At 49.5% G+C, this 26560-nt stretch carries 22 protein-coding genes; 11 read left to right on the forward strand and 11 right to left on the reverse strand.

Features of this window, described 5'->3' with window-relative positions:
- Nucleotides 1-184: 184 nt before the first annotated feature.
- The 5 genes from asnB to nagB form a co-directional block, all read right to left on the reverse strand.
- Complete coding sequence (asnB, locus tag FH974_RS04620) at nucleotides 185-1864, reverse strand: asparagine synthase B (RefSeq protein ID WP_047887784.1); 1680 nt, start codon at nucleotides 1862-1864, stop codon at nucleotides 185-187.
- A 303-nt stretch (nucleotides 1865-2167) separates the two neighbouring features.
- Complete coding sequence (locus FH974_RS04625; protein ID WP_047887783.1) at nucleotides 2168-3757, reverse strand: cation:proton antiporter family protein; 1590 nt, start codon at nucleotides 3755-3757, stop codon at nucleotides 2168-2170.
- A 174-nt stretch (nucleotides 3758-3931) separates the two neighbouring features.
- The gene (gene nagC, locus FH974_RS04630; RefSeq protein ID WP_047887782.1) at nucleotides 3932-5146 is read right to left on the reverse strand and encodes a DNA-binding transcriptional regulator NagC; all 1215 of its coding nucleotides are present in this window, start codon (nucleotides 5144-5146) and stop codon (nucleotides 3932-3934) included.
- Nucleotides 5147-5149: 3 nt separating this feature from the next.
- The gene (gene nagA / locus FH974_RS04635) at nucleotides 5150-6286 is read right to left on the reverse strand and encodes an N-acetylglucosamine-6-phosphate deacetylase (protein ID WP_047887781.1); all 1137 of its coding nucleotides are present in this window, start codon (nucleotides 6284-6286) and stop codon (nucleotides 5150-5152) included.
- A 15-nt stretch (nucleotides 6287-6301) separates the two neighbouring features.
- Nucleotides 6302-7102 carry a glucosamine-6-phosphate deaminase gene (gene nagB, locus FH974_RS04640; RefSeq protein WP_047887780.1) on the reverse strand — a complete coding sequence of 267 codons (801 nt, stop codon included), beginning with the start codon at nucleotides 7100-7102 and terminating at the stop codon, nucleotides 6302-6304.
- A 255-nt stretch (nucleotides 7103-7357) separates the two neighbouring features.
- Here nagB and nagE point away from each other — a divergent pair, with 255 nt between their 5' ends.
- Entirely contained in the window at nucleotides 7358-8848 is a 1491-nt protein-coding gene (nagE, locus tag FH974_RS04645; RefSeq protein ID WP_047887779.1) for an N-acetylglucosamine-specific PTS transporter subunit IIBC, read from the forward strand.
- 427 nt (nucleotides 8849-9275) lie between these two features.
- The gene (gene glnS / locus FH974_RS04650; RefSeq protein WP_047887778.1) at nucleotides 9276-10940 is read left to right on the forward strand and encodes a glutamine--tRNA ligase; all 1665 of its coding nucleotides are present in this window, start codon (nucleotides 9276-9278) and stop codon (nucleotides 10938-10940) included.
- Between the two features lie 125 nt (nucleotides 10941-11065).
- Here the strand turns inward: glnS and fur are convergent, their stop codons facing one another.
- Complete coding sequence (gene fur / locus FH974_RS04655) at nucleotides 11066-11512, reverse strand: ferric iron uptake transcriptional regulator (RefSeq protein ID WP_047887777.1); 447 nt, start codon at nucleotides 11510-11512, stop codon at nucleotides 11066-11068.
- A gap of 217 nt (nucleotides 11513-11729) precedes the next feature.
- Between fur and FH974_RS04660 the strand changes: the two genes are divergently transcribed.
- On the forward strand, nucleotides 11730-12230 hold the full coding sequence (locus FH974_RS04660) for a DUF4442 domain-containing protein (protein ID WP_047887776.1): 501 nt from the start codon (nucleotides 11730-11732) through the stop codon (nucleotides 12228-12230).
- A gap of 156 nt (nucleotides 12231-12386) precedes the next feature.
- Here the strand turns inward: FH974_RS04660 and fldA are convergent, their stop codons facing one another.
- From fldA to FH974_RS04675, 3 genes are all read right to left on the reverse strand, one after another.
- The gene (gene fldA / locus FH974_RS04665; protein WP_047887775.1) at nucleotides 12387-12914 is read right to left on the reverse strand and encodes a flavodoxin FldA; all 528 of its coding nucleotides are present in this window, start codon (nucleotides 12912-12914) and stop codon (nucleotides 12387-12389) included.
- A 158-nt stretch (nucleotides 12915-13072) separates the two neighbouring features.
- Complete coding sequence (locus FH974_RS04670) at nucleotides 13073-13294, reverse strand: DUF2788 domain-containing protein (RefSeq protein ID WP_047887774.1); 222 nt, start codon at nucleotides 13292-13294, stop codon at nucleotides 13073-13075.
- A gap of 77 nt (nucleotides 13295-13371) precedes the next feature.
- A complete protein-coding gene (locus FH974_RS04675; protein ID WP_047887773.1) occupies nucleotides 13372-14139 on the reverse strand; it encodes an alpha/beta fold hydrolase in 768 nt (255 codons plus the stop codon).
- Between the two features lie 102 nt (nucleotides 14140-14241).
- Here FH974_RS04675 and seqA point away from each other — a divergent pair, with 102 nt between their 5' ends.
- Together seqA and pgm are read left to right on the forward strand one after the other, a co-directional pair.
- Nucleotides 14242-14790, forward strand: coding sequence for a replication initiation negative regulator SeqA (gene seqA / locus FH974_RS04680; RefSeq protein ID WP_047887772.1), 549 nt, complete (start codon nucleotides 14242-14244; stop codon nucleotides 14788-14790).
- 35 nt (nucleotides 14791-14825) lie between these two features.
- Nucleotides 14826-16472: a phosphoglucomutase (alpha-D-glucose-1,6-bisphosphate-dependent) gene (pgm, locus tag FH974_RS04685; protein ID WP_047887771.1), complete on the forward strand. Its 1647-nt coding sequence runs from the start codon at nucleotides 14826-14828 to the stop codon at nucleotides 16470-16472.
- Between the two features lie 184 nt (nucleotides 16473-16656).
- On the opposite strand, the gene FH974_RS04690 is transcribed toward pgm, so the two are convergent.
- Nucleotides 16657-17415, reverse strand: coding sequence for a DUF1853 family protein (locus tag FH974_RS04690; RefSeq protein WP_207103677.1), 759 nt, complete (start codon nucleotides 17413-17415; stop codon nucleotides 16657-16659).
- 415 nt (nucleotides 17416-17830) lie between these two features.
- Here FH974_RS04690 and FH974_RS04695 point away from each other — a divergent pair, with 415 nt between their 5' ends.
- Nucleotides 17831-18589, forward strand: a complete 759-nt coding sequence (locus tag FH974_RS04695) for a Nif3-like dinuclear metal center hexameric protein (RefSeq protein WP_047887769.1) — start codon at nucleotides 17831-17833, stop codon at nucleotides 18587-18589.
- Nucleotides 18590-18673: 84 nt separating this feature from the next.
- On the opposite strand, the gene FH974_RS04700 is transcribed toward FH974_RS04695, so the two are convergent.
- Complete coding sequence (locus tag FH974_RS04700; protein WP_047887768.1) at nucleotides 18674-19963, reverse strand: citrate synthase; 1290 nt, start codon at nucleotides 19961-19963, stop codon at nucleotides 18674-18676.
- Nucleotides 19964-20393: 430 nt separating this feature from the next.
- Between FH974_RS04700 and sdhC the strand changes: the two genes are divergently transcribed.
- From sdhC to sucA, 5 genes are all read left to right on the forward strand, one after another.
- Complete coding sequence (gene sdhC / locus FH974_RS04705) at nucleotides 20394-20774, forward strand: succinate dehydrogenase cytochrome b556 subunit (protein ID WP_047887767.1); 381 nt, start codon at nucleotides 20394-20396, stop codon at nucleotides 20772-20774.
- Nucleotides 20768-21115: a succinate dehydrogenase, hydrophobic membrane anchor protein gene (gene sdhD, locus FH974_RS04710; RefSeq protein WP_047887766.1), complete on the forward strand. Its 348-nt coding sequence runs from the start codon at nucleotides 20768-20770 to the stop codon at nucleotides 21113-21115. Before sdhC ends, sdhD begins: the two co-directional genes overlap by 7 nt.
- Nucleotides 21116-22882, forward strand: coding sequence for a succinate dehydrogenase flavoprotein subunit (gene sdhA / locus FH974_RS04715; protein WP_047887765.1), 1767 nt, complete (start codon nucleotides 21116-21118; stop codon nucleotides 22880-22882).
- 14 nt (nucleotides 22883-22896) lie between these two features.
- Nucleotides 22897-23610 carry a succinate dehydrogenase iron-sulfur subunit gene (locus FH974_RS04720; protein WP_047887764.1) on the forward strand — a complete coding sequence of 238 codons (714 nt, stop codon included), beginning with the start codon at nucleotides 22897-22899 and terminating at the stop codon, nucleotides 23608-23610.
- Nucleotides 23611-23719: 109 nt separating this feature from the next.
- Nucleotides 23720-26530: a 2-oxoglutarate dehydrogenase E1 component gene (gene sucA / locus FH974_RS04725; RefSeq protein ID WP_047887763.1), complete on the forward strand. Its 2811-nt coding sequence runs from the start codon at nucleotides 23720-23722 to the stop codon at nucleotides 26528-26530.
- The last annotated feature ends 30 nt before the right edge of the window (nucleotides 26531-26560 follow it).

Genomic DNA, 26560 nt, shown 5'->3' on the forward strand with positions numbered 1-26560 from the left:
ACTATGGCTTGATGACATTTCAATCAGCGAACAAACAAAAAGCGAGAGCCAAGGCTCTCGCTTTTTTTATGGTTATGGGGCTGGTTTGGTATTGCCAGCCCCGACGCTGCATGTGTCCGAATGTAACGTTGTTCTTAGTCAAAAACGTGCTGAGTCAGAAACGTACAGGTGTTGATGAATACATTTATACCGACGCTTTCTGGTATGCCTCGTTGTGTACGGCGGCTACTGCACGGCCAGATGGATCGGCACTGTTTTTAAAGCTCTCATCCCATTCAATCGCTTTAGCACTTGAGCAGGCAATTGATGGACCACCAGGTACACATTTCGCTGCGTCTTCCAGTGGGAACAGCTCTTCGAAGATTTCGCGGTACACGTACGCTTCTTTGGTGGTCGGCGTGTTGTACGGGAAGCGGAATTTCGCAGTTTCCAGCTGCTGTGCCGTGACTTTTGCTTCAGCCACTTCTTTTAGCGTGTCAATCCAGTTGTAACCTACACCGTCAGAGAACTGCTCTTTCTGGCGCCAGGCCACAGATTCCGGCAGGTAGTGGCCAAAGCATTCACGAAGAATGTGTTTTTCCATTTTACCGTTGCCACACATTTTGTCCTGTGGGTTGATACGCATGGCCACTTCCAGGAACTCTTTATCCAGGAACGGAACACGAGCTTCAATACCCCATGCCGCCATTGATTTGTTCGCACGAGCACAGTCAAACATGTTCAGAGCCAGCAGCTTGCGTACGGTTTCTTCGTGGAACTCTTTGGCGTTTGGTGCTTTGTGGAAGTACAGGTAACCACCGAATACTTCATCTGCGCCTTCGCCAGACAGAACCATCTTGATACCCATTGCACGGATCTTACGTGACATCAGGTACATCGGGGTTGATGCACGGATAGTGGTCACATCATAGGTTTCGATGTGGTAAATCACGTCGCGAATCGCATCCAGACCTTCCTGAATGGTGTAGGTCAGTTCGTGGTGAACCGTACCGATGTGGTCGGCAACCTTTTTCGCGGCTTTCAGATCCGGTGCACCTTCCAGGCCAATCGCAAATGAGTGCAGGGTTGGCCACCAGGCTTCAGATTGCTCATCATCTTCAATTCGGCGAGCCGCAAACTTTTTGGTGATTGCGGAAATCACGGAAGAATCCAGGCCACCGGACAGCAATACACCGTATGGTACGTCGGTCATCAGCTGGCGTTTTACGGCACCTTCCAGCGCGTTGGTCAGAGCGACTTTGTCAGTAACGTTTTCGGCAACACTGTCGAACTCCATCCAGTCACGCTTGTAGTAGCGAACCGGTTCACCTTTTTTGCTCCACAGGTAATGGCCTGGAGGGAACTCGCTGATGGTTTTACAAACCGGTACCAGCGCTTTCATTTCAGAGGCTACGTAGTAGTTTCCGTGCTCATCATAACCTTGGTACAGCGGGATGATACCGATGTGGTCACGGCCAATCAGGTATGCGTCTTCCTGCTCATCGTACAGGATGAAGCCAAAAATACCGTTCAGGTAGTCCAGCAGTTCCGGCCCTTTCTCTTTGTACAGTGCCAGAATGATTTCACAATCAGATTCAGTCTGGAACGGGTAATCAGGGGCAAACTCTGCGCGAAGTTCTTTGTGGTTGTAAATTTCGCCGTTAACAGCCAGGGCATGAGTTTTGTCGGCGTTGTAGAGAGGCTGCTCGCCGCTGTTCAGGTCAACAATGGCCAGACGCTCGTGCACCAGAATCGCACGGTCTGATGAATAAATACCGGACCAGTCCGGGCCACGGTGGCGCATTTTTTTTGACATTTCGAGTGCCGTTTGACGCAGCGCGGTTGCATCACTTTTAATGTCTAGAATCCCGAATACTGAACACATACTTCCTACCCCAAATCTAATGGCTGATTGCTATCCATGTAACTGTTGGAATCGAGATGTAGCCGGCTGACTAATCTGTCAGGCAGATCCTGACTACATACTTGTCGTTTCCCTGTTGGTTTTTAAAATTGCGTATTCGATAATGAAATGCAACCTCTAACTCCAATTCAATAAACAAAAAGCACCTATGGTGAATATTTTTTAATAAAAACAAAAAATACAGAATATTTTCTATATTGAGGCGATATTTCGTACGAAAAAACAAACGGCAGCCTGAGCTGCCGTTGGAGGGGGAAAGGAGGATTAAAGCTTTGACTTAATTTGTGGCGACAAATGCTCAACGACGTGGCGAGCAAAGCCACTACCGGCTTCGTTGTAGATATTGAAGGCGGCATCGACACCCAACTCTTTCAGTTCGGCTTCATCATCATTGTATTTTGCGATGGCGGCAATTTGCCCCTGATAGTCACGTTCGCGAATCTGCTCCAGCGCAAAGTTATTGGCCTGGCTGTGTGGCATTGCCAGCAGGATCAGCTTGGTGTTGCGTTTGGAGATGACCCTGGCCCAGAAGTCCGGGTCAGTTGCATCGCCGTGAATGACATGACGGCCTTCTTCTCGATGCTGGGCCACGGATTCTTCACGGGTTTCGACGCCAATCACCTGATCCCCGTAACGAGCAACCAGCTCATCATAGGCACCGGTACCGATACGGCCCATCCCTAGAATAAGAATCTGCTTCTCACCGAGGTCTATCAGGCGATCGCTGGCGTTAAGTTTTTCCGGTTCAAATTCTTTAAGCCATTTGGCGGCATCTTTGTACAGACGGTGGCCAAGGCTGTTGAGTGGGGCGGCGATCAGGAATGACATCGATACTGCAATGGCAATGGCGACCAGGAAGCTGCCAGGCAGGAGGCCCATGCTGTATGCCAGTCCACCCACAATCAGACCGAATTCACTGTAGTTAAACAGCGTCAGGGTACCGAGTAGCGAAGTGCGGACACGGTAGCGGAACATATTGAAAATGACGTAGTACAGGATCCCTTTAAGTGGCAACAGGGCGATCAGCAGCAGTGCCATCAGCAGGCCATCAATGGTCGGGGTTTCCGAAAGACCGATATTGAGGAAGAAACAGACCAGCAGCAGCTCTTTGAAGTTAAACAGTGACTTCGACATTTCTGATGCTTTCGGGTGGGCGGCCAGCAGCATACCCATGATCAATGCCCCCAGATCCGGTTTCATCCCGACGGCTTCAAACAATCCTGCTCCGGCAACCAGCGCCAGGAATACGCCGTACAGAACCAGCATCTCACCGTGGCCGGCACGATCCAGAATTTTAAACAGGGAAGGGCGCAACAGCGGTAGTGCGAACAGCGCCAGGGCGGTAATGTCCGGGACTTTTCCGGTCGAAATAGTCAGGAAAATGACCGCAAAGATATCCTGCATCACCAGAATACCGATCGACAAGGTACCGTAGGTGGCATTCAGCTCGCCTTTTTCCTGCAGCGCTTTAATGGCAAAAACGGTACTGGAGAAGGACAATGCAAAACCCAGCAGAGCCAGTTGCGTGATATCCAGGTCAGCCATAATACCAATACCGAGCTGCTTGAGCGCCAGTAGAGCCAGGGTAAACAGGCCGGTTGTCAGCAGGTTATGCAGGGTTGCACCGCCCCAGATCTCTTTTGCCAGCAGGGTTTTGACGTCGAGTTTCAGGCCAATGGTAAACAGCAGTAATGTGACACCCAGATCTGCCAGTGAGGAGAGGGTGGCGGTGGATTCATAGCCTGAGATGTTTAACGCGAACCCGGCGACAAGAAAGCCCACAAGCGGAGGCAATTTGCACCTGAGGGCAATGTAACCTGCCAAAAAGGCAGCAATGATATATACAAGTTCCATGGCTTGACTGAAATTTCTTATGGTTAGAAGACGATGCCCCGTCTGACGGGGGACACATTTTGCGCAGAAATATAACACAAGGAGCATGCTCCGAATAGGAACATGCTCCTTGTAATTGTTACAATATGAATAACTTAGCGAGCTGTCTACCCGCTGAATCGGCTAGCTGTTTGGTTATTCTTCCAGCAATTTCTGCAGCAATACACCGTTTAGCATGGCACGCTTAATCATTGAAAATGCACCAATTGTCGGCTGGGTATACAGCTCTGATTCGACGATTGGCAAATCTTTGTGGAAGGTCGACAGCGACTGGGTCTCAATGCAGCGACGAATCGCCGGGAACACAATGTTTTTCGCCTGTACAATGTTGCCGGAAATGACAATTTTCTGTGGGTTGAACAGGTTAATCGTCATCGCCAGTGCTTTACCCAAATGGTTACCGACTTTAATCAGTGCCTGAGTAGCCAGTTCATCCCCTTTGTTTGCCGCTTCGCAGATAGCGGGCATCGTGACCTCTTCCAGCTCCTGTAAACTGCTTGGGTAGCCCTGAGCCAGCAGAGCTTGAACGTGCTTGATGATCGCCGGTTCAGAGGCAACGGTCTCAAGACAGCCAAAATTACCGCACTGGCATTTGTCGCCCAATGGATCAATCTGGATGTGGCCGATTTCGCCCACATTGCGGTTATATCCCAGGAATACCTGGCCGTTAACAATGATGCCTGAACCGGTACCGTGGTGAACACTGACCAGAATTGAATCATGGCAGTCACGGCTGGCACCAAAGTAGTGCTCGGCCAGTGCCAAGCCACGGATGTCGTTACCGACAAAGCAGGCTACGCCATATTTGTCGGTAATGATGTCTGCCAGTGGCAGGTTATCAACCTCGATGTGCGGCATGTAATCCACCACACCGGTCTCCGGGTCAATCAATCCCGGTAACGTGATACCGAATGCTACCAGTTCGCGCATGATGCTCTGGTTATCAGCGATAAACTGCCGGATATGGTCAAGCAGGCCGTCAATCAGTGCTTGCTGACTGGTGTAATGAAATGCATGGCCGGTACCGGCAATGAATTTACCGCTCAGATCGTACAGCGTCAGTTCGATGTAATTGCGGCCCAGACGGATCGCAATTGAGTGAAAAGGGGTTGATTCCGTTGTCAGGGAGATAGCTCTCCGACCGCCGGTAGATGCCTGCTGCGCGACCTCTTTAATCAGGCCGCGCTCCAGCAGTTGGCGGGTGATCTTAGTAACACTTGCCGGGGCTAGCTGGCTGACGTCAGCAACCTGGATTCGTGAAATAGGGCCCTGCAAGTCAATGAGCCGGTAAACAGCTGCACTATTTAGCTGCTTTACCAGATCTACATTACCAATTTGTCCGCCTGTCATAGTTTAGTTCTGCTCGTATTCGCCGTTAACAACAGTCGCCCGGACACGGTAGTCACGATCAAAAATAGTCAGGTTAGCAACCATGCCTTTTTTGATGGCCCCCAGTTTCTTGTCAACGCCAATTGCGCGAGCAGGATACAAGGTAGCCATACGAATCGCTTCGTCCAGGGCGATACCTGCATGCTCGACACTGTTTTGAACTGCTTCAATCATAGTGAGTGCCGAACCACCCAGTGTGCCGTTTTCATCAACACACTTACCATCTCGGTAATATACTTTCTTACCGACAAAAATAAAGTGATCAATGTCTGCTCCTGCGGGTGCAGTTGCATCGGTGACCAAAACAAGTTTGTCACCTTTCATGCGATGCGCCATTCGGATGTTGGCGTAGTCCACATGGAAACCGTCGGCGATGATACCGGTATATACCTCAGGGGTATCATAAATGGCACCAACCATACCGGGTTCACGTCCGGCAATTGGGGTCATGGCGTTGAACAGGTGGGTAGCGAAGCTGATACCGGCCGCAAAGCCTTTACGGGCTTCCACATACGTTGCATTGGTATGGCCTGCCGAGACGATAATGCCAGCCTCAACCAACTGTTCAATATGGCTGTGGGCGTTTAGCTCCGGTGCCAGGGTCACTTTGGTGACCACATCAGCATTCTCGCAAATCGCGTGAATCATCGAATCATCAGAACGACGAATATGGTCAACAGAGTGGATCCCTTTTTTCATCACGTTAAGGTATGGTCCCTCAAGGTGCAGGCCCAGAGAGTGATTCTGGTATTTACTCTGGTATTCACGAGCTGCCTGGATAGCCGCTTTCATGTCTTCATCTGAAGAGGTGATCAGAGTGGGCAGAAAGCTGGTGCAGCCCGACTTGAGGTTGGCGCGATGCATGGTATGAATGGTGTCGGCGTTAATTTCGTCATTGAACATGACGCCACCGCAACCATTCAGTTGTAAATCAATAAAACCCGGTGTGAGGTTAGCCCCCTCCAGATCGTAGGTTGCTATTCCGGCAGGTAGGTCAGACTCAGGGCAAACAGCGTGAATGTTCACGCCGTCAATGATGACGGCGTGGTTATTCAGCACATCGCTCCCGGTAAAAATGCGGCAGTTGGTCAGCGCGTACATGAATAACTCCTTCAATTACAGATGTTTGATGTTTTCTGCTTCAAGCTCTTTGAAGTACTTCACAGTCTTCACTTTCAGTTCCTGCGTGGCAGGTTCATCGCAGACAATCAGTGACTTAGGATGAATCTGAAGGGCTGATACTGTCCACAGATGGTTAACTGAACCTTCGACAGCGGCCTCAAGAGCCTGTGCTTTACCGTGGCCGGTTACCAGGATCATGATCTCTTCGCTATCCAGCAGCGTCCCGACACCGATGGTTAGTGCGTATTTCGGCACCTGGCTGATATCGCCGTCAAAGAAGCGGGAGTTGGCAATACGAGTATCTTCGGTCAGGGTTTTAATGCGCGTGCGTGAAGCCAGCGATGAGGCTGGTTCGTTAAATGCGATATGACCGTCGTTGCCTACGCCACCCATGAACAGGTTGATTTTGCCGTAAGACTTAATTTTTGCTTCATAACGTTGGCATTCTGCGTCGTGATCGCCAGTGTTGCCGTTCAGGAGATTGATATTTTCTTCTTGAATATCAATGTGATTGAAGAAGTTGTTGTACATGAAGCTACGGTAAGATTCCGGGTGATCCGACGGGATACCGATGTACTCGTCCATGTTGAATGTTACAACATGTTTAAAACTTACTTCTCCTGCTTCATAAAGCTCAATTAAGCGCTTATATGTAGCCAGTGGCGTACCGCCGGTAGGCAGTCCAAGAACGAAAGGACGTTCTGCGGTAGGCTTAAATTTATTAATACGATCAGCAATATAGCGAGCAGACCACAGACCTACATCTTTAGCATTGTTCAGTGGGATTAGTCTCACGGCGACACCTCATTCCAAGTTTCGATTATGGGTCAATTCTAGCGCGATTCGGGGTTTGTTTTGGATAATAAAATAAGTTTTATGATCGAGCTAGCAAAATCGCTGTTTGATTGGGTTTGCAGGTGATTATGATCACAATTGAAGAGGTTTTAATTTGCGGGGCGAAATTAATTTCTTACACTGCATATTACTTAATCGGATAACTAAAATAAGTTATTCATATCGCATCTGAGAAAACCATAGGGGGAACTGAGGGTGAATATTCTTGGATACTTTCAAAAAGTAGGTAAAGCGTTAATGGTGCCAGTCGCCACGCTGCCTGCTGCTGCAATCCTGATGGGTGTTGGTTACTGGATTGACCCGAATGGCTGGGGGGCGAACAGCGCTCTGGCAGCTTTTCTGATTAAAGCCGGTTCCGCCATCATTGATAATATGTCGGTACTGTTTGCGGTTGGTGTCGCATACGGTATGTCTAAAGATAAGGATGGTGCGGCGGCACTGTCTGGCTTCGTTGGCTTCCTGGTGGTAACCACGCTGTTGTCTCCGGGGGCTGTTGCACAAATCCAAGGTATCGACCCAAGCTCAGTACCGGCTGCGTTTAACAAGATTAACAACCAGTTCGTTGGTATTCTGGTTGGTATTGTATCGGCTGAAATTTACAATCGCTTCTCCCATGTTGAGCTTCACAAAGCTCTGGCCTTCTTCTCTGGTAAGCGTTTGGTTCCTATCCTGACGTCGTTTGCAGGGATTTTCATTGCCTTTATCCTGATGTACATCTGGCCTGCAATTTATGGCGGTCTGGTATCGTTCGGTGAAGGTATCCAGAGTCTGGGTGAAGTGGGTGCTGGTATCTATGCCTTCTTTAACCGTCTGCTGATTCCTGTTGGTCTGCACCACGCGCTGAACTCTGTATTCTGGTTCGACGTAGCGGGTATCAACGACATTCCTAACTTCCTGGGTGGCGCTAAGTCAATCGCGGAAGGTACAGCAACACCGGGTGTAACGGGTATGTACCAAGCGGGCTTCTTCCCAATCATGATGTTTGGTCTGCCTGGTGCTGCACTGGCGATGTACCACACTGCGAAAGCGAAGAACAAAGAGAAAGTTGCCTCTATCATGATTGCAGCGGGCTTCGCGTCTTTCTTCACTGGTGTGACTGAGCCTCTGGAATTTGCGTTCATGTTCCTGGCTCCGGGTCTGTACGTTCTGCATGCACTGTTGGCGGGTATCTCTGTGTACATTGCGGCATCAATGCACTGGATTGCGGGCTTTGGCTTCTCTGCCGGTCTGGTTGACCTTGTGTTGTCGACGCGTAACCCACTGGCGGTTAACTGGTACATGCTGATTGTTCAGGGTCTGGTGTTCTTCGCACTGTACTACTTTATCTTCCGTGCGGTGATTGTGAAGTTCAACCTAAAAACACCGGGCCGTGAAGACGAAGATACCGAGTCGTCTGCTGTTACCGGTTCACAGGAAACGGGTGAGTTGGCGAAACAGTATCTGAAAGCGCTGGGTGGTCATGAAAACCTGGAAAATATTGATGCGTGTATCACTCGCCTGCGTCTGACTCTGAAAGATCGTAGCCTGGCAGATGAGAAAACTCTGAAAGCACTGGGTGCGATGGGAGTTGTCAAACTGGGTTCAAATAACCTGCAGGTTATCTTGGGTCCATTGGCAGAGATTGTGGCTGGTGAAATGAAGAAAATCCCAGCAAGCGAAGATCTGTCCGCAGTAAAACTGCCATAAGAGAAATGCCGCTGGTTATCTGAAACCAAAGGGTTCTCTGCAAATCGGCCTCAGTAAGAGGCCGATTTTTTTCCCACTTGCTTGGTCTGCTAACGTGAGTACAAAATACAAAAACAGAGTAGGGGAAAGGTGTGGCGTTAGGTCGTTTCTGTATCTGTTTTTCGCTTTGCGCAGTATCGATATAGAAGCGGTTTGCACTGCTTCAAACCGGGCTGCCGCTATCCCTGATAGGCACCTGAGTGGAATGTTGTATTCGGCTTTTATCTGAAAGCCATTTAATTGCTGAGAATAATCTCTCGATTGCCCCGCGAATAGCGGGGTTTTTTTATCCATATCGACAAACAATGCATACTATTTGTTGAGTCATACCCCATATTTATGGATCATAGGGAAATCAAAAATCCTTCAGCACACGAGGTGTACCTAGATGAGTGAATCTGAAGCTCGTCCAACGAACTTTATCCGTCAAATCATTGATGCGGATTTAGCCAGTGGCAAACATACCAGCGTTCATACCCGATTCCCGCCAGAGCCAAACGGCTACCTGCACATCGGCCATGCGAAATCTATTTGTCTGAACTTCGGTATCGCTCAGGACTACCAGGGTCAATGTAACCTGCGCTTCGATGATACGAACCCAGAGAAAGAAGACATCGAATACGTTGAGTCAATCAAGAAAGATGTTAACTGGCTAGGTTTCGAATGGGACGGTGAAGTTTGTTACTCGTCTGACTACTTTGACAAGCTTCATGGGTTTGCCATTGAACTAATCAACAAAGGCCTGGCTTACGTGGATGAGCTAAGCCCAGAGCAGATCCGTGAGTACCGTGGTACCCTGACTGAGCCGGGTAAGCACAGTCCATACCGTGATCGCAGCGTAGAAGAAAACCTTGAGCTGTTCGACAAAATGAAGAACGGTGAAGTGGAAGAAGGCAAAATGTGCCTGCGTGCGAAAATCGATATGGCATCACCGTTTATGGTAATGCGCGATCCCGTTCTGTACCGTGTGCGTTTCGCTACTCACCATCAGACAGGCGACAAGTGGTGCATCTACCCGATGTATGACTTCACCCACTGTATTTCCGATGCACTGGAAGGTATTACTCACTCTCTGTGTACGCTGGAATTCATGGACAACCGCCGTCTGTATGACTGGGTGCTGGATAACATCACCATTGACTGCCGTCCACGCCAGTACGAGTTCAGCCGTCTGAACCTGGAATACACCGTGATGTCCAAGCGTAAGCTGAATCAGCTGGTGACTGAAAAGCTGGTTTCTGGCTGGGATGATCCTCGTATGCCTACCATCTCTGGTCTGCGCCGTCGTGGCTTTACGCCTGCGTCTATTCGTGAGTTCTGTAAGCGTATTGGTGTAACTAAGCAAGACAACACCATTGAGATGAGCTCTCTGGAGTCATGCATCCGTGATGATCTGAATGACATCGCACCGCGTGCAATGGCGGTTCTGGATCCGGTGAAGGTGGTGATTGAAAACTTCGACGGTGCCACTGAAATGCTGGAAATCGCGAACCACCCTAACGACCCTGAAATGGGTAACCGTCAGGTACCATTCACGCGTGAACTGTACATTGAGCGTGAAGATTTCCGCGAAGAAGCGAATAAGAAGTACAAGCGTCTGGTGCTGGGTAAAGAAGTACGTCTGCGCGGTGCTTATATCATCAAAGCTGAACGTATCGAAAAAGATGAAGCGGGCAATATCACCACGATCTTCTGTACTTACGACAATGACACTCTGGGCAAAAACCCGGCAGATGGTCGTAAGGTGAAGGGTGTGATTCACTGGGTATCGGCTGAAGCAGGTGTTCCGGCGGAATTCCGTCTGTACGATCGCCTGTTCACTGTACCAAACCCAGGAGCAGCAGAAGACTTTGTTTCTGTCATCAACCCTGAATCTCTGGTGGTACTGAAAGGTTTCGTCGAGCCAGCGCTGGTTTCAGCAGAAGCAGAAAAAGCATACCAGTTTGAGCGTATGGGTTACTTCTGTGCCGACAGCAAAGACTCATCAGCAGAGAGTCTGGTATTTAACCGTACTGTTGGTCTGCGTGATACTTGGGCAAAAATTGGTGACTGAGACTAAGTCTCAGTAGCTCAAAGATAAAAACCAGCCGAAAGGCTGGTTTTTTTATAGAGGGAGAAATATCAGTGTCAGTGGCCAGTGTTGAGCCGTCCGGCCCTGGTCGTTATGGTTGTGACTGATTATTTCTCGTCGTGAAGACTTTCGTCTTCCTGGCAATTACCATTCGCACAGTGACCGTACAGGTACAAGCTGTGGTTAGTAAGAGTGACATTGAAGCTGGCTGCGATTTCTTTCTGACGCTGCTCAATGAGATCGTCAGAAAATTCAATCACTTTACCGCAATCCAGGCAAACCAGGTGATCATGGTGGTGCTGGGTAGCCAGCTCAAACACCGATTTACCACCTTCAAAATGGTGGCGTGTGACGATGCCTGCATCATCAAATTGGTTCAGTACACGGTAAACAGTTGCCAGGCCAATCTCTTCACCGATATCGATGAGTTTCTTGTATAGGTCTTCAGCACTGATGTGCTGGCATTCAGGCTGTTGCAGCACTTCCAAAATCTTTAGACGTGGAAGCGTTACCTTCAGGCCAGCTTGTTTAAGTGCGTGATTATTATCTGACATTGGATTTTCCTATTGGCTATCCGCACCCTCATGGCACGGTAGTCTTTCTCTTCTTTATTCATTATAAGTGACCACAAGGTAACAATAAACCTAAAAGCGGGTCAATCTTGCTGATCTCTAACTTTTTCTTCTGTTGCTTTCTTGTTAATGGAATGTACATTTGTCGCGGTGTAGAGTAAGCTTTGGCTCATCGTACCAGTATTCAGGAAGAAACTACGTGTATCGATTCTACAAACCGGGCATTGTCAAAGCAGCCCTGAATATATGGCCGCCTTTTTGGGGAGCCGGCATTCGTATCGTCCATATTTCCGACGATTTTCGGGAAGTTAAGATCAGGCTGAAGTTAAGATGGTGGAATAAAAATGCTAATCGTACTCAATACGGCGGCAGTATTTTTTCTCTGACGGATCCTGTCTACGCGTTGATGCTGATGGGGATTCTGGGTAAAGAATATTTTGTCTGGGACAAGCACGCTGAAATTAACTTTATCAAACCGGGACAGACTGATTTATTTGCAGATTTTGTCATCAGTGAAGACTGCCTGAGCGACATTCATAAAGCGACGGAAGGGGGAGATAAGTACTTTCCTGAATTCGTTGTACATGTCAAAGATGCCAACGGTGAGGTCGTGTCACAGGTGAAACGGGTACTGTATGTCCGTAAAAAGCCGCAATACCGTGAAGCCGGCAATGAGGCGGAAAGCGAGGTGTTATCTTAAGCCGGGCAATGAACAACGTGGTACAAATCGACAATTAAGCCAGAGAGCAACGAGTAATTTTTCTTTTTAAAAGATTAGGTTGCATGTCTCGGTTCAAACGTCAGCCAATAAAAAACGCCAGGTAAAACCTGGCGTTTTGCTTGTGTGAGAAGGAAATTAGTCGGCCAGTTCTGCCAGACACATTTCTTCGTAAATTTGGTTAACCCATTTCTCAACACGCTCTTGCGTCAGTTCTGGCTGACGGTCTTCGTCGATACACAGGCCAACAAAGTGGCTATCGTCCACCAGGGCTTTAGATGCTTCGAACTCAAAACCTTCTGTTGGGAAATGACCAACAATCGTTGCGCCACGGCCTTCCACGATGTCACGTACTGTGCCCATGGCATCACAGAAGTATTCTGCGTAGTCTTCCTGGTCACCACAACCGAAAATCGCTACCAGCTTGGTTGAAAAGTCAATCTGCTCCAGCTCTGGGAAGAAGTCGTCCCAGTCACACTGTGCTTCGCCGTAGTACCAGGTTGGGATACCCAGTAGCAGCAGGTCAAAATTGTCGATGTCTTCTTTGCTGCTTTTTGCAATATCTTTGACTTCAACCAGCTTTTTACCCAGTTGCTTCTGGATCATTTTAGCGACAGCTTCTGTATTACCTGTGTCGCTACCAAAGAAGAGTCCTACACTCGCCATAGTAGAGATTACCCGTATTTAATTGTTGACCGTCAGCGAAAACGCTCACGATATACATAAATTAACCCGAGAGCCAAATGCTCCGGTCGCCAATGGTCATTCGGCTGAAAGCAGCGATTATACCTGCAATGATAACCATTGGCGTTGTAAAATTCAGCTTAACCGATGCCGGCGCCTTCCCAGCTAATCTGGATCAGCCCTTTGGTAACGAATCCTGCACAGCCCAAAAACAGGACCAGCCACACAATTTTGCGGCCAAAAGGCGGAACATTACCTTGCTTCAGCACATCTTTGATCGCCATACCGATTAAGAAGAAAATGGCGGCAAACATTAAATCCAGCCCGATAGATTCAAGCAAGTCCATGTGCTCATACAGCATTTGCGTCTCCTTACAGCCATAACGTTGTTGCTGAGTCAGGCGCGAACTATACCACAGACATAATGGTACTGTTAACGTTAAGCAGCTTGTAAGAAGTTTAAAATGATACGGTTAACCGTGTCCGGCTTTTCGGCATGAAGCCAGTGTCCGGTATTGGCAACCATGTGAGCTTTGGCATTCGGGAACTGGCGGCTGATCGCCTCACGGTGCTCTGGCAGAATGTACTCTGAATTCTGTCCTTTAATAAAGAGGGTTTTTCCTGCGTAAGGCGCGACTTCCGGCCAACCCATAATTGTGTCGTAGTTAGCAATCAGCCCATCGACATTAAAACGCCATCCGTAGTCGCCGCTTTCTTGTTTGGCGAAAGATTTCAACAGGAACTGACGGACGCCCGGCTCAACCACATGCATGGCCAGGTACTGCTCGGCCTCACTGCGTTTGCTGACCGGATGGCTGGCAACTTCACGTAATCCGGCAAAGACATTTTGATGACGGTGAACCTGATAGTGGACCGGTGCCATATCCAGCACCATCAGGTGATTCAGGCGGGTAGTGGCCAGCTCAGTCATCGCCATGGCGACTTTTCCGCCCATGGAATGACCAATGACGGAAAAACGTTCAATATCCAGTTGATCCACAACATTCAGCACGTCAGTGGCCATGTCACGGTAGGTAAAACGGTCGCTGTGAGGGGAGCGTCCATGATTGCGAAGATCCACGCTGATCACTTTGTATTGTTCTTTCAAGGATCTGGCGAGCAGGCCAAGGTTATCTGCACTGCCGAATAAACCGTGGATCAAGACGATCACATCGCCTTCGCCATCAACCTGATAATGAAGTTTCACTGACTAATTTCTCTTGTTGTTAACGCTTTACCGTAGAGTATAACCTCGGTTCACGTTATAATCTCCCGGTGATTTTTAAACGGAACGACAATGAACACTACGATGAAGACTATTGAGGTAGACGAAGAGCTATATCGCTACATCGCCAGCCAGACTCAACATATTGGCGAGAGTGCATCCGATATCCTGCGCCGCTTGCTGATGATGCCTGATCAATCCGGATTAGCCGTTCACACTGAAGTTGCTATACCGGTTCGCCAAAAAGGGATCGTAGTCAGCAAAGATGCGGGCAAGGTCGAGCAGGCTGATCGTGTCAAAGAAATGCGATCTCTGCTGATCTCCGATGAGTTTGCCGCTCAGGAAAAAGCGATTGGCCGATTTATGCTGGTTCTGTCTTCGCTTTATCGTATCGATCCGGAAGGCTTTGCAGAAGCCGCGGCAATCAAAGGTCGTACACGCGTGTATTTTGCTGACAGCGAAGAAAAGCTGCTGGCCAGTGGTAAAACGACGAAGCCGAAAGCTATCCCGGAGACGCCATTCTGGGTCATTACGAATACCAATACTGATCGCAAACGCCAGATGGTTGAGCAGTTGATGAACAAGATGAGCTTCGGCGCGGATATCATCGAAAAAGTTTGCGGTGAAATTTAACAGGCAAAAGCCTTTGATTTTACAAGGATAAGTTAATGGCGATTCATCCTCGAGCTGGGCAGCGTGCCCAGCAAGAAGATATGCATAATATTCCTGCGTTAGTGGCAAATTACTTTCTGATCGAGCCGGACGTTCAAGACTCGCAGCAGAAAGTGGCTTTCGGGACTTCCGGTCACCGGGGAACGGCTGACAAGGGAACCTTCAACCAGCATCATATTTGGGCAATTGCCCAGGCCGTTGCAGAAGTTCGCGCTGCGAATGGGGTAACGGGTCCGCTTTTCTTAGGTAAAGACACCCATGCGCTGTCTGAGCCTGCTTTCACCTCCACCCTGGAAGTGCTGGTTGCCAATGGCGTACAGGTTGTGATTCAACAAGGCCGTGGCTATACGCCAACGCCGGGGATCTCACACGCTATTCTGTGCCATAACAAAAACCATGAGGCAAAAGCCGATGGTATCGTTATTACCCCGTCACATAACCCGCCTCAAGATGGTGGGATCAAATACAATCCAGTACATGGCGGCCCGGCTGAAGGGAACCTGACCAGTGCCATTGAATCTCGTGCCAACGAGATTATCGCCGCTGGGCTGCAGGACGTTAAGCGTGTAACGATTCAGGATGCTTTTGCCAGTGAGCTGGTGGAAGAGCGTGATCTGGTTGCTCCGTATGTTGATGATTTGGTTAACGTTATCGACATGGCTGCGATTCAGCAAGCGAACCTGAAACTGGGTGTGGATCCGCTGGGTGGCTCGGGTATTGAGTACTGGCGTCAGATAGCTGCTCGTTACGGGTTGGATCTGACTTTGGTTGATGAGTCGATTGATCCATCGTTCCGTTTTATGTCGTTGGATAAAGACGGCGTCGTGCGGATGGACTGTTCGTCACCGTACGCGATGGCGGGTCTGCTGGCACACAAAGATAAGTTTGATCTGGCTTTTGGTAACGATCCGGATTATGACCGTCACGGTATTGTAACGCCTACCGGATTAATGAACCCGAACCATTACCTGGCTGTTTGTATTGACTACCTGTATCGCCATCGCCCTGAATGGCGACAAGATGTTGCGGTTGGTAAAACGCTGGTATCTAGTGCACTGATTGACCGTGTTGTAGCTGATTTGGGGCGTGAGCTTTGCGAAGTACCGGTTGGCTTCAAGTGGTTTGTGGACGGTTTGTACAGTGGTGAGCTGGGCTTTGGCGGCGAAGAAAGTGCCGGAGCGTCTTTCCTGCGAATGGACGGTACGCCTTGGTCGACAGACAAAGACGGTATTCTTCTGTGTCTGCTGGCTGCGGAAATTACCGCAGTAACGGGTAAGAACCCGCAGCAGTACTACGAAGCACTGGCTGCCAAGCACGGTGAGTCGGCCTACAGCCGCCTGCAAGCGGTCGCAAACAGCGAGCAAAAAGCCGTGCTGAGCAAACTGTCGCCGGAAATGGTTGCTGCTGAGACGCTGGCTGGGGATGTTATTACTGCACGTCTGACCCATGCACCAGGTAATGGTGCCGCAATTGGTGGCCTGAAAGTAACAACTGCGAACGGGTGGTTTGCTGCACGTCCGTCAGGTACAGAAGACATCTATAAAATCTACTGTGAAAGCTTTAAGGGCAAGGAACACCTCGCTCTGATTGAACAAGAAGCGCAGGAGATTGTCAGTAAGGTTTTCGCTGACGCTGGTATGTAAGCTTCCAGCTTTCGAGTTACTGATCAGGTCGATTGCTGACTGAAATTTAAAAACGCCCGCTTTGCCGGGCGTTTTTTTATTGCCTCGTTTTATATTGCTCGTTTTATATTGTTCCACTTTTATTATTGTTTCATAGGGCCTATCGCGATCCCGTGTTTTCTTCAATCCTGTATGTCGAACTGTTCTATTTCACCATCTGATGTCCTAGCCTGTGTTCAGGTTGCTGAGCAGGCCAGTGATCCGGCATTACGAACCAGAGGTTTTCTTGCGCATCGACCGCCATGGCCGGATGAGAAATCACGCCCGTTAAAGGCGGCGTCGCCAGCGTTGAAAATGGCGGTGGAGCAATCCATTCCCGTTTTGTCAGCGGTCGTAATATCTTGTCTTGAAGCTGGTGGCTGTAACACCAGCGTCCGATGCTGGCTCCCGGATTAAGAGAAATGCCGGAACCTTGGCTGGTTTGATCTTCCGGGTAAAACAGTCGACCCTGCATGATGAGACGTCTAACCGCAACCTGACCGAAGATTGGGGAGAGCTGTTGTTGATAAGCCATGTGATCAGAAAGGGCTAACTGGTGCTCCAGCATTCGCTTTGCTTTTTTATCTAAGTTGTCTTTGGCGTTAGGACCCGGCCAACTCTGCTCCCAGGCTAGGTAAAATTTGATTGCCACTTCCCAGTGTTCCAGTTCACCTGTCATCAGATTGCGAACCAGGAAATCGATCGCCCCCAATGTTTGTTTGTTGTCGTGTAGCTGAAGTTCTTCCGCAACCAGATCATAATGCGGGTGTTCAAGGATGAGTTGTTGCCAAAGCCACTGATAGTAAAAGCCCAACCGTGGATTGCCCTGGTAGGATGAATCCGCTGGAATATTGGCGGATTGGCGAAATTGCGCCAGCCAATCTTGGTCGATGATGTAGTCATGCCCCGTGAGCAGGGGCGGCAGATGTAAGACAGCCTCAAACGGTTAGGCGAGCTCTGCTTATGGTTGAGCGGCTGGTTTTGCAATAGCTGGTTTGATGACATTTTGATATAAATCGCCTTTTTATATAAATAGATGGACTAAAAAGTTCGTCCGATTCTCATATCGCAGGAGATTTCTTCGATATCACCATGCCAATAATGGCTCTTGTGGATAACTATGGCGACTTATAAACAGCTCTGGTTTATTTTTTGCGTCGTCAGTGGGTAGCGAGATGGTATTTGTGCCTTACCTATCGCGATTTTCCTGCAATGTCGGGCATGCTGCCTTTATTACTCTTGATGGTAACAGGTTAGGAGCAGGGTGTATGGCCTTATCACGGCTTTTTTCAGCCCGGTTTCACGTTAGAATAGGATCATAGACGCAAAAGGAAATGACCATGAATCACTTAAAATTAGAAACTTTGCTCAATGAATTACTGAGTCCGCACCTGATCAAAGATTACTGCCCAAACGGGCTGCAAGTTGAAGGGAAAGTTGAGGTAAAAACCATTATCACCGGCGTGACGGCCAGCCAGGCGCTGGTTGACCGAGCGATTGAAGAAAAAGCAGACGCATTGTTGGTCCACCACGGTTATTTCTGGAAAGGGGAACCTTCTGAAATTCGTGGTATGAAATACCGTCGTATTAAGGCGCTGATTGAAAACGGGATTAATCTGTACGCTTACCACCTACCGCTGGACGTGCACCCAACCCTTGGGAACAATGCGCAATTAGCCAAGCTGCTGGATATTGAAATGCTGGGCGGGCTTGAGGCGGGTAATCCGAACTCAGTATCTGTTTTTGGCCAGTTTGCTGAACCGTTGAGTGGTGATGAGCTGGCAGCACGTTTATCCATCGCATTACATCGTGAACCGCTGCACATCGGTGATACGGGGCCGGCAGAGATCAAGACCGTTGGCTGGTGTACTGGGGGAGGTCAGGATTTTCTTGAACTGGCTGCTCAGAAAGGGCTGGATGCCTTTATTTCCGGGGAAATTTCGGAACGTACTGTGCATACTGCCCGCGAGCTGGGTATTCATTATTTCAGCGCGGGTCATCATGCGACCGAGCGCTATGGAGTGAAAGCACTGGGTGAATACCTGGCAGCTAACCATGGCTTTGACGTGACCTTTATTGATATCGATAACCCAGTGTAGTAACTAAGTTCGTCGTGCCAAGCGATGATGCGAAAGAAAGACGAATTAAAAAAGGGCCGTAAGGCCCTTTTTTAGTGAAGTAACTTATTCACGCTCATGCAGAGGTTTGAACGCACGCTGCTTGTAACCGGTGTACAGCTGGCGAGGACGGCCAATGCGGTTGTGCGGATCATTGTGCATTTCGTTCCAGTGGGCAATCCAGCCGATGGTACGAGACATTGCAAAGATCACAGTGAACATAGATACCGGAATACCGATTGCTTTCAGGATGATACCTGAGTAGAAATCAACGTTCGGGTACAGTTTCTTCTCAATGAAGTACTCGTCAGACAGAGCGATACGCTCAAGTTCCATCGCCACATCCAGCAGCGGATCCTGAATATTCAGCTCTTGCAGTACATCGTGACACGCTTCACGCATTACGGTTGCACGTGGGTCGTAGTTCTTATAAACACGGTGACCAAAGCCCATCAGGCGGAATGGGTCATCCTTGTCTTTAGCACGTTCAATGTACTCAGGAATCTTGTCTACGCTGCCAATTTCTTCCAACATTTTCAGACAAGCTTCGTTTGCACCACCGTGGGCAGGACCCCACAGAGAAGCAATACCCGCAGCGATACAGGCAAATGGGTTAGCACCCGAAGAACCTGCCAGACGGACTGTTGATGTTGACGCGTTTTGCTCATGGTCGGCGTGCAGCGTGAAGATTTTATCCATCGCGCGAGCAACGACAGGGCTCACTTCGTATTCTTCACACGGAGTGGCAAACATCATGTGCAGGAAGTTTTCCGCATAGTCCAGGTCATTACGCGGGAAGATAAACGGCTGGCCAATCGAGTATTTGTAACACATTGCTGCCAGAGTCGGCATCTTCGATAGCAGGCGGAAAGCCGTGATTTCACGGTGGGTATCGTTATTGATATCCAGAGAATCGTGATAGAACGCTGCCAGTGCGCCAACTACGCCACACATAACAGCCATTGGGTGTGCATCACGACGGAAACCGTGGAAGAAACTCGAAATTTGCTCGTGAACCATAGTATGGCGTGTCACCGTGGTACGGAAAGTTTCGTACTGCTCACGGGTCGGTACTTCGCCATACAGCAGAATGTAACAGACTTCCAAGTAGTCAGCGTTATTGGCTAACTGGTCAATCGGGTATCCGCGATGAAGCAGAATACCGTTATCACCATCAATGTAAGTAATTTGAGATTCACATGACGCAGTGGCTAGAAAACCCGGGTCAAAAGTAAAGTAACCGTTAGCGCCAAGCTTACGTACGTCAACTACTTCAGGCCCTTCAGTGCCCCCGATAATCGGCAGTTCGATCGGTGCATTCCCTTCAATATGAAGAGTAGCTTTCTTGTCTGCCATAACAATCTCCTTTGTTTTTTTATAATCCTAATCCGATCCTAGTCCTAGGCGGATGTGCATTTGTTGTACCGATCGGTGGAGTGATTGTCAATTTTTGTGCTCACTTGTGTGCGCTTGTTAATAACTTTGGATAAAAGGGGTAAATTTCTAAAAGCGTGTTAGAGGTCATGTAACAGGATTTGTAATTGACTGTTGCGAGGCGTATACTCGCCGCAGGTCTCTGGTTCTGCCGCCGCCAGATACAAATGCTCAAGTTATCAATAATTTTCGTAAGTTAGGTAAGGCACCGTTTTATCGCTATTTCAGGGTAAAACATAATTGCAACCTCAAGTTACAACAATGTTAACGGTTAACGCAGTTGTACGGCTTAAGCGGAAGCGGAGAGTGATAACAATAAAATTGCTTCAATGGAGCTGAGTGGGCAATCACCGTGAAAGTAAACAAGCCAAGACCTGTTAACCTCGACCTACAGACGATTCGCTTCCCTCTAACTGCGATAGCGTCTATCTTGCATCGCGTTTCAGGCGTGATCACCTTTGTATCCGTAGCTATCCTGTTGTGGCTACTGGGCCTCTCCCTGTCTTCCCCGGAAGGTTTCGCAAGTGCTGCTGACATTGTCGACAGTTTCTTTGTGAAGTTCGTTCTTTGGGGAGTACTAACTGCACTGTTCTATCACATTGTAGTCGGTATTCGTCACTTGTTGATGGATATGGGATATTTTGAAGAGATGGAAACCGGTATTGCGAGTGCAAAAGTAAGTTTTGCAATCGTTGCTGTACTGTCTCTGTTCGCTGGAGGCCTGGTATGGTAAGCAACGTTTCTACAGTCGGCCGTAATGGCGTTCATGATTTTATTCTGATCCGCGCAACGGCAATCATTCTTACGCTTTACACCCTTTATATGGTTGGTTTCTTTGCCTTCGGGCCTGATCTGACCTTTGAAACCTGGAGTGCTTTCTTCGGCAAGCTAAGCACTAAAGTCTTCACCATGCTGGCACTGCTATCCATTCTGGTTCACGCCTGGATCGGTTTGTGGCAGGTACTGACTGATTATATTAAACCTGCTGCGCTACGTGCGGGTCTTCAGTTTGGTGTTGTTGCTGTTCTTCTGGTTTACCTGTTCTCAGGTTTCTTCATTGTGTGGGGTGCGTAAGTGAGCATTGCAGTTCGAGAATTTGATGCCGTTGTAATTGGTGCTGGTGGTGCTGGGATGCGCGCCGCACTGCAAATTTCTGAGCAGGGCCTGAAATGTGCGCTGCTGTCTAAAGTTTTCCCGACCCGTTCACATACGGTATCTGCGCAAGGTGGTATTACCGTTGCTCTGGGTAACTCACACCCGGACAACTGGCAATGGCACATGTACGATACCGTAAAAGGTTCCGACTACATCGGTGACCAGAACGCGATCGAGTACATGTGTAAGACTGGCCCACAATCCGTAATTGAGCTGGAAAAAATGGGTCTGCCGTTCTCTCGTTTTGACAATGGCACTATTTACCAGCGTCCGTTCGGCGGTCAGTCGAAAGAGTTTGGTGGTGAGCAGGCAGCACGTACTGCAGCTGCAGCTGACCGTACCGGCCACGCACTGCTGCACACGCTGTACCAACAAAACGTGAAGCACAAAACTACTATCTTCTCAGAATGGTATGCACTGGATCTGGTTAAGAACCAAGATGGCGCTATTCTGGGCTGTACTGCATTGTGCATGGAAACCGGCGAAATCTGTTACTTCAAGTCTAAAGCAACCATCCTGGCAACAGGCGGTGCTGGCCGTATCTACGCATCGACGACGAATGCTCACATCAATACCGGTGACGGTGTTGGTATGGCTCTGCGTGCCGGTGTACCGATGCAAGATATGGAAATGTGGCAGTTCCACCCGACGGGTATTGCCGGTGCCGGTGTTCTGGTAACGGAAGGCTGTCGTGGTGAAGGGGGCTACCTGCTGAACAAAGACGGTGAGCGCTTCATGGAGCGTTACGCACCGAACGCGAAAGACCTGGCTGGCCGTGACGTTGTTGCGCGTTCAATGATGGTCGAAATTCGTGAAGGTCGCGGTTGCGATGGCCCATGGGGTCCACACATCAAACTGAAACTGGATCACCTGGGTAAAGAGGTACTGGAATCTCGTCTACCAGGTATTTGTGAACTGTCGCGTACTTTCGCGCACGTTGATCCGGTGAAAGAGCCAATCCCAGTTATCCCAACCTGTCACTACATGATGGGTGGTGTACCGACTCAGGTTTCAGGTCAGGCAATCAAACAAACAGCTTCCGGTCAGGACGTTGAAGTTCAAGGTCTGTTCGCATGTGGTGAAATCGCCTCTGTATCAGTACACGGTGCGAACCGTCTGGGTGGCAACTCACTGCTTGACCTGGTGGTATTCGGCCGTGCAACCGGTCTTCACCTGGGTGAAACACTGCTGGCGCAGGCTGAAGCCCGCCCTGCAACTGAATCTGACATCGAAGCGTCACTGGCTCGTCTGAACCGTTGGAACAGCACCCAGAAAGGTGAAGATCCGGTTCAAATCCGTAAAGATCTGCAGCGCTGCATGCAAAACAACTTCTCGGTATTCCGTGAGGGTGAAGCAATGGCAACCGGTCTGGAAGAGCTGAAAGTGATCCGTGAGCGTCTGAAAGAAGCCCGTCTTGACGATACTTCATCAGAATTCAATACCCAGCGTATCGAATGTCTGGAACTGGACAACCTGATGGAAACGGCGTTTGCCACCGCTGTTGCGGCTAACTACCGTACTGAGAGCCGTGGTGCGCACGCACGTTTCGACTTCCCTGAGCGTGATGATGCAAACTGGCTGTGCCACTCTATTTACAACCCTGAGACAGAAGAAATGTCGAAGCGTGATGTAAATATGTCGCCAGTTCATCGTGAAGCGTTCCCGCCAAAAGCGCGTACTTACTAAGGGGAAGATAGATTATGAAACTCAATTTCTCGATTTACCGCTACAACCCTGACGTAGACAACGCGCCGCACATGAAAGGGTACACCCTGGATGTGCCGGAAGGCTCTGACATGATGGTACTGGACGCCCTGATTCTTCTGAAAGAACAGGATCCGTCACTGGCGTTCCGTCGCTCATGCCGTGAAGGGGTATGTGGTTCTGATGGCATCAATATGAACGGTAAAAACGGTCTGGCTTGTATCACGCCGCTGTCGGCGCTGACAGGCGAAAAGACCATTGTTATCCGTCCGTTGCCTGGTTTGCCTGTGATTCGTGACCTGATCATCGATATGGATCAGTTCTACACCAACTATGCCAAGGTTAAGCCGTTCCTGATTAATGAAGGCGCACAGCCACCGGCTCGTGAAAACCTTCAGTCACCAGAAGATCGTGCCCACCTTGATGGTCTGTACGAATGTATCATGTGTGCATGTTGTTCCACATCGTGCCCGTCATTCTGGTGGAACCCGGATAAATTTATTGGCCCGGCTGGCCTGCTGGCGGCATACCGCTGGTTAATTGATAGTCGTGATACCGCGACTGACGAACGTTTATCTGATCTGGACGACGCTTTTAGTGTTTTCCGTTGCCATGGCATCATGAACTGTGTAAATGTTTGTCCGAAAGGCTTGAATCCGACAAAAGCGATTGGCCACATCAAGTCGATGTTGCTCAAGCGCGCAGTATAATTTTTCGAATTATCGATATGCTGGCTCTCTGATTCGCAATCGGGAGCCGGCTTTTAGCCCGGTACCCAATCCGGCGCAAATGGCGATAACTAGTGGTTAAGGGAAAACAATGCAGAACGGCGTTATGAAGACTTGGTTAGAGTCTTCACACCTGGCTGGCGCCAATGCAACTTATGTAGAGGATCTCTACGAGTTGTATCTTAGCGACCCAGAGTTAGTGGACGAAGAATGGCGTCACGTATTCAGTGATCTGCCTGTTGTGAGTGAAACTGCCGTTGAGCAGCCGCATTCACGGGTTCGTGACTACTTCCGGCGTTTGGCGAAAGAGACGACTCATCTAAGTGCTACCGTCAGCGATCCAGACGTTGATGCCAAGCAGGTTAAGGTATTGCAGCTTATCAATGCTTACCGATTCCGCGGACATCAGCACGCGAACTTAGATCCGTTAGGCCTGTGGCAACAGGAGCGAGTCGCAGACCTCGATCCTGAGTTCCATAACCTGACAGCGGATGATTTCAACGAAACATTCAACGTGGGCTCTTTCGCTATCGGCCAAGAGACCATGAAACTTTCTGAGCTGTATGATGCGCTGAAGAAAACCTACTGTGGTTCGATCGGTGCCGAGTACATGCACATCACTAATACAGAAGAAAAACGCTGGATTCAGCAGCGTCTGGAATCTGTGGTGGGTCGTGGTACTTTCACGAAGGAAGAGCAACAGACATTCCTGGAAGAGCTGACAGCTGCTGAAGGTCTTGAGCGCTATCTGGGCGCGAAGTTCCCTGGTGCGAAGCGCTTCTCACTGGAAGGTGGTGATGCCCTGATCCCTATGGTCAAAGAACTGATTCGCTACGCAGGTACTAATGGTGCCCGTGAAGTGGTAATCGGTATGGCACACCGTGGTCGTCTGAACATGCTGGTCAACGTTCTGGGTAAAAAGCCGCAGGACCTGTTTGACGAGTTTGCCGGTAAGCACGGCGAAAGCTGGGGTACTGGTGATGTGAAATACCACCAGGGTTTCTCTGCTGACTTCGCAACGCCAGGCGGTGACGTGCATTTAGCACTCGCATTCAACCCGTCGCACCTGGAAATTGTGAATCCGGTTGTTGTGGGCTCGGTTCGTGCCCGTCAGGATCGCCTTGGCGACAGAGATGGCTCGCAAGTTCTGCCTATTACCATCCACGGTGACTCTGCAATTGCCGGTCAGGGTGTGGTAGCTGAAACCTTCAACATGTCCCAGTCTCGTGGTTACCGTGTGGGTGGTACTGTTCGCATCGTCGTGAACAACCAGGTTGGTTTCACTACATCCAACCCGATGGATACCCGTTCGACTCAGTACTGTACTGACATCGCCAAGATGGTTCAGTCACCAATCTTCCACGTTAACGCTGATGATCCGGAAGCCGTTGCATTCGTTACTCGTATTGCACTGGATTTCCGTAACACCTTTAAGCGCGATGTCGTGATTGATCTGGTGTGTTACCGTCGCCATGGTCACAACGAAGCGGATGAGCCGAATGCGACTCAACCGCTGATGTACCAGAAGATCAAGAAGCACCCAACGCCACGTAAGCTGTATGCTGACATGCTGACTGATGCAGGTTCGGTTGATTTGGAAACTGCGACTGCACTGATCAATGAGTACCGTGATGCGCTGGATCGTGGTGATTGCGTCGTGAAAGAATGGCGTCCAATGAAACTCCATTCCGTTGACTGGGCTCCATATCTGGGCCACGACTGGACTGTTGAGTGGAAAAACCAGTACGACGAAGGCCGCCTGATTGAGTTGGCGCAACGTATCTGTCAGTACCCTGAAAGTCACATTCTGCAAAGCCGGGTTCAGAAGCTGTACAACGATCGCCTGTCTATGGCGAGCGGCGAAAAAGCTATCGACTGGGGTATGGCAGAAACACTGGCGTACGCCACTTTGGTTGACGAAGGCAATCGCATTCGTATCACTGGCCAGGACTCAGGACGTGGTACATTCTTCCACCGTCACGCGGTTCTGCACAACCAAAACGATGCAAGCACTTATATCCCGCTGGCAAACATTCATGACAAGCAGGGGCCTTTCCAGGTGTTTGACTCTGTGTTGTCGGAAGAAGCGGTACTGGCATTTGAATACGGTTATGCCACGGCTGAGCCGGGCGGCCTGACTGTATGGGAAGCCCAGTTTGGTGACTTCGCTAACGGTGCACAGGTAGTGATTGACCAGTTCATCAGCTCGGGTGAGCAGAAGTGGGGCCGTATGTGTGGTCTGACTATGCTGTTACCTCATGGTTATGAAGGTCAGGGCCCTGAGCACTCATCAGCCCGTCTTGAGCGTTACCTGCAGCTGTGTGCTGAGCAGAACATGCAAGTGGTTATCCCATCCACACCGGCTCAGGTTTACCACATGTTGCGTCGCCAGGTTGTACGCCCAATGCGTCGCCCGCTGATTGTGATGTCTCCGAAGTCGCTGCTTCGCCATCCACTGTGTACTTCTACTCTGGATGACCTGGCTAACGGCAACTTCCAGCCTGCTATCGGCGAGATTGATGATCTGGATCCGAAACAGGTGAAACGTGTCGTCCTGTGTTCAGGTAAGGTGTATTACGATCTGCTGGAACAGCGTCGTAAGAATGAGCAGACCGATGTTGCCATCGTGCGTATCGAACAGCTTTACCCATTCCCGAAAGAGGACGTCGAAGCGGCGCTGGCGGATTACCAGCACGTTAAAGACTTTATCTGGTGTCAGGAAGAACCTCAGAACCAGGGCGCTTGGTACTCAAGCCAGCACAACTTCCGTGCTGCTCTGCCTCAAGGCGCTGAACTGAACTATGCAGGCCGTGCGGCATCAGCCTCACCGGCGGTAGGTTACATGTCGGTTCACCTGAAACAACAAAAAGCGTTGGTTGAAGACGCACTAACAATAGCTTGATTTGAACTGGAACAAAAAGGACAAAGCCGA

It is taken from the genome of Photobacterium ganghwense, from assembly GCF_017329545.1.
Taxonomy (GTDB): domain Bacteria; phylum Pseudomonadota; class Gammaproteobacteria; order Enterobacterales; family Vibrionaceae; genus Photobacterium; species Photobacterium ganghwense.

Coding starts and splice junctions, on each gene's coding strand:
- fldA (WP_047887775.1), bottom strand. CDS start 12,914: ATGGCGAGTGTAGGACTCTTCTTTGGTAGCGACACAGGTAATACAGAA.
- sucA (WP_047887763.1), top strand. CDS start 23,720: ATGCAGAACGGCGTTATGAAGACTTGGTTAGAGTCTTCACACCTGGCT.
- FH974_RS04625 (WP_047887783.1), bottom strand. CDS start 3,757: ATGGAACTTGTATATATCATTGCTGCCTTTTTGGCAGGTTACATTGCC.
- pgm (WP_047887771.1), top strand. CDS start 14,826: ATGGCGATTCATCCTCGAGCTGGGCAGCGTGCCCAGCAAGAAGATATG.
- sdhD (WP_047887766.1), top strand. CDS start 20,768: ATGGTAAGCAACGTTTCTACAGTCGGCCGTAATGGCGTTCATGATTTT.
- glnS (WP_047887778.1), top strand. CDS start 9,276: ATGAGTGAATCTGAAGCTCGTCCAACGAACTTTATCCGTCAAATCATT.
- fur (WP_047887777.1), bottom strand. CDS start 11,512: ATGTCAGATAATAATCACGCACTTAAACAAGCTGGCCTGAAGGTAACG.
- FH974_RS04720 (WP_047887764.1), top strand. CDS start 22,897: ATGAAACTCAATTTCTCGATTTACCGCTACAACCCTGACGTAGACAAC.
- FH974_RS04670 (WP_047887774.1), bottom strand. CDS start 13,294: ATGCTGTATGAGCACATGGACTTGCTTGAATCTATCGGGCTGGATTTA.
- FH974_RS04695 (WP_047887769.1), top strand. CDS start 17,831: ATGAATCACTTAAAATTAGAAACTTTGCTCAATGAATTACTGAGTCCG.
- seqA (WP_047887772.1), top strand. CDS start 14,242: ATGAAGACTATTGAGGTAGACGAAGAGCTATATCGCTACATCGCCAGC.
- FH974_RS04700 (WP_047887768.1), bottom strand. CDS start 19,963: ATGGCAGACAAGAAAGCTACTCTTCATATTGAAGGGAATGCACCGATC.
- asnB (WP_047887784.1), bottom strand. CDS start 1,864: ATGTGTTCAGTATTCGGGATTCTAGACATTAAAAGTGATGCAACCGCG.
- nagC (WP_047887782.1), bottom strand. CDS start 5,146: ATGACAGGCGGACAAATTGGTAATGTAGATCTGGTAAAGCAGCTAAAT.
- nagA (WP_047887781.1), bottom strand. CDS start 6,286: ATGTACGCGCTGACCAACTGCCGCATTTTTACCGGGAGCGATGTGCTG.